1 protein-coding gene is annotated in these 3,937 nt (G+C 39.3%); it reads right to left on the minus strand.

Annotation, left to right across the window (positions count from 1 at the left end; all coding sequences use genetic code 11):
- Nucleotides 1–168 precede the first annotated feature (168 nt).
- Complete coding sequence (locus V7K38_RS27360) at nt 169–3,858, minus strand: HEAT repeat domain-containing protein (protein ID WP_334862562.1); 3,690 nt, start codon at nt 3,856–3,858, stop codon at nt 169–171.
- Nucleotides 3,859–3,937 lie beyond the last annotated feature (79 nt).

Here is a 3,937-nt window from a genome sequence, read left to right on the forward strand (position 1 = left end):
AAAAGTATTAAGCAGCAACGCATCCCCGTAGTCCTCAGTTCTTCCACTTGCTCTTGCCAACCCCTTTCCAACACGTTAGGGCTAATACGTGTAATTAGTGCGTCAAAGCATTGATCTGACGTTAGCTGATAGTCGGTGTGACAGCATGGGCGTTACTTTACAACCTGACTAGCAATGCCAAGCTTGATAAAAGGTTGGATAAGTCATAGTTTGGGTGCAGTGCCAGATAACTTTGTAAGCCTTATCTGATAAATCATTTTTTAAGGCGGCGACAACTTTTGCCATATTATTAGATTCTGTTAACAAATCTTGTAATCTCTCTGCCGCTTGCATACGGGTAGATTCTGATTGAGAATTCCTGATTAACTCCACTAATGCAGTGATAGCAGTGAGATTATCTTTAGCTATTTTCCCTAAAGTATTTGCCGCTTGTCTACAAATATACTCAGATTGAGAATTCCTGATTAACTCCACTAATACAGTGATAGCAGTGGAATTATTTGGAGGAGCTATTTTTCCTAAACTATATGCCGCTTGTCTACAAGTTGATTCAAATTGAGAATTCCTGATTAACTCCACTAATGCAGTGATAGCAGTGGAATTATTTGGAGCTATTTCACCTAAACTATATGCTACTTGGCTCCGAGTATATTCCGATTGAGAATTCCTGATTAACTTCACTAATGCAGTGATAACAGTGGAATTATTTGGAGGAGCTATTTTTCCTAGAATTGATGCTGCTTGGCTCCGAGTATATTCCGATTGAGAATTCCTAATTAACTCCACTAATGCAGTAATAGCAGTGGAATTATTTGGAGCTATTTTTCCTAAACTATATGCTGCTTGCCTACGAGTAGATTCCGATTGAGAACTCTCTATGAACTTGACTAATATGGTGATAGCAGTGGAATTATCTTTATCTATCTCCCCTAAAATCGATGCTGCTTGCCTACGAGTTGATTCCGATTGAGAATTCTTTATTAACTCCACTAATGCAGCGATAGTAGTGGAATTATCTTTATCTATCTCCCCTAAAATTAATGCCGCTTGCCTACGGGTATATTCAGACTGACAATTTGCTATTAACTCCACTAACGCAGCGATAGCAGTGGAATTATCTTTATCTATTTTCCCTAAAATTAATGCCGCTTGCCTGCGAGTAGATTCAGACTGACAATTTGCTATTAACTCCACTAACGCAGTGATAGTAGTAGGATTATCTTTATCTATTTCCCCTAAAATTAATACCGCTTGACTGCGAGTTGATTCCGATTGACAATTCCTTATTAACTCCACTAACGCAGTGATAGTAGTAGGATTATGTGGGGCTATTTTTCCTAAAATTAATACCGCTTGGCTCCGAGTATATTCCGATTGAGAATTTCCTATTAACTCGACTAATGCAGTAATAGCAATGGAATTATTTGGAGGAGCTATTTTTCCCAAACTATATGCTGCTTGTCTACGGGTTGATTCCGATTGAGAATTCCTGATTAACTCTACTAATGCAGTCATAGCAGTGGAATTATTTGGAGCCATTTCACCTAAACTATATGCTGCTTGGCTCCAAGTTGATTCCGATTGAGAATTCCTGATTAACTTCACTAATGCAGTGATAACAGTGGAATTATTTGGAGGAGCTATTTTTCCTAGAATTGATGCTGCTTGGCTCCGAGTATATTCCGATTGAGAATTCTCTATTAACTCCACTAATGCAGTGATAGCAGTGAGATTATTTGGAGGAGCTATTTTTCCCAGAATTGATGCTGCTTGGCTCCGAGTATATTCCGATTGAGAATTCTCTATTAACTCCACTAATGCAGTGATAGCAGTAGGATTATATTTAGCTATTTCTCCTAAAATTGATGCCACTTGCCTACGAGTATATTCCGATTGAGAATTTCCTATTAACTCCACTAATGCAGTGATAGCAGTAGGATTATATTTAGCTATTTCTCCTAAAATTGATGCTGCTTGTCTACGGACATATTCTTTTTGAGAATTCTCTATTAACTCTACTAATGCAGTGATAGTAGTGGGATTATATTTAGCTATTTTTCCTAAAATTGATGCCGCTTGTCTACGGCTAGATTCTTTTTGAGAATTCCTTATTAACTCTACTAATGCAGTGGTCGCTTTTTTGCGCTCCGTCTCTACTAGTACAGCCCTAGAATTTTCTTCTATCTGTTGGTTAAATCTCTGCCAATCCTGTGTTTGATTATTGGAATAATCAACGCCCCAGGTGATGATTTGCTCTACAATTGTATCTGCCAAACTACAATTTTTAAACTCGGCAATCCCAGCTGCCGCTAGAAAATAGGCACGATACTCATAAAATCCTTTCCAGTCAGGAATTTGGCTTGGACTATTGCACCCATCTTCAAACTCTACTAACGCCTTAATAAATTCTTCCTTTAGATCCTCTTTTATATCCTCTCGCCCCAACCACAGCAAAATCACTTCTTTCCATTGTGGTTCAAATATGCGATAGCTTCCTTGTTCTGGATTTTCAGGAACGTGATTTAGAAAATAGTGCCAATCGTCAACAGCTAGCGCTGCAAAATATTCCTCAAAGGTGGCATGGTAGAAGGCATAAACTTTTTCTTTGCCAGGAGATTCAGATGCAATCCCTACATGGTTCAGCCAGCCGAGTTGCAATGCTTTGTAAAACAGCGATGTCTCATCATCTGGATAGCCTAATACCTTAATAATAAAACTTCTCCGCAACCGGAACCGTGAACCACCTTCGTTAATATCCCGTAGAGCTAAATGTCCCAAACCTAAGTTTAATTCCCTCTGCTCTTGTTCGCTAATTTGGAAACAGTTTTTTTTCCATGTGTAGAACTGCTGCACACACTGATGATGTAATCCCGCCTTTGTCTCTGGTAAATTCCCCTCCTGACCTTGCCAAATAGCACACAACAACGCCAACATCAGGGGAGTTTGCCCAAAATCCCGTAAGCGCACCCGTTCAACTAAGTCTAATTCTGCCTTTAACCGTACTCCTTTTTCACTATCTTTCCCAAACCAGTTATCGATAAACTGATGTACTTGTTGGGGATAGTCAAAGTCTAGTAGGCGATAGGTTTCAAAGGTTTCTAGTGCGTTACGATCTGCTTGCCAAACATTCAGCCGACAAGTTAAAACCACCCGTGATAAACGCCCTATCCATCTAGTTAACTGACAAAAAATTTCGTCTAATGGCTGGTGAGATGCTGACCCTCCATATATTTCATCCACCCCATCCAAAAGCAGCCATACTCGTCCTTGCTGAATTTGGTTTATAAAGTCATCCCGTATTTCTTGAGTTAACTGTGTTGGAGGAATTGCTTGCTCAAGCCAACTATTAAGTATATATGTTTCAATATCCGTAAAATTTATATTTCGTCCCAAGTCTGCTAGAGAAATCCAAATCGGAAATCCTAAGTATTTGTCTAATACCCAAAAAGCAATCTCTTGCAGCAGTGTTGTTTTCCCTGCACCTGGTTCTCCAATTACTGCTATCTGATTACCTTTAGTTTTACCTTCACCGCATTCTAAAATTTGACTTAAGAAAGCTCCATGCTCAAATCGCTGTTCTGTTTCATCAGGTTCATAAAGACGTGTTCCCACATCTGGGGAAAGGTTTCTCTGGTCATGTTTATCTGTTTTCGTCTTTTGCACCAGTATTAGGGGAACATAAATCTGCTTTCTTTCTTTTTTGGCAGATTCATCTTGCATCAAGAGGTTGCTGGTTATCCGGCGCTGCGGTTTTAGCATGATGCTGCACACTTCATGCCAGTTAATGGGAGTAGCTGTAATTTCACGTGGCGGAGTCGTCGTTTTTGCATCAATTAAGTCTGTTAAGCTGTTCCACATTTAGTTTGCAATAGCAGCATTACCTTTATTTTTTATTTTTCTTCCCCATTTAATTATTAACTCTCCCTGATTTAACAGC

Source organism: Nostoc sp. (assembly GCF_036917465.1).
GTDB lineage: Bacteria > Cyanobacteriota > Cyanobacteriia > Cyanobacteriales > Nostocaceae > Nostoc.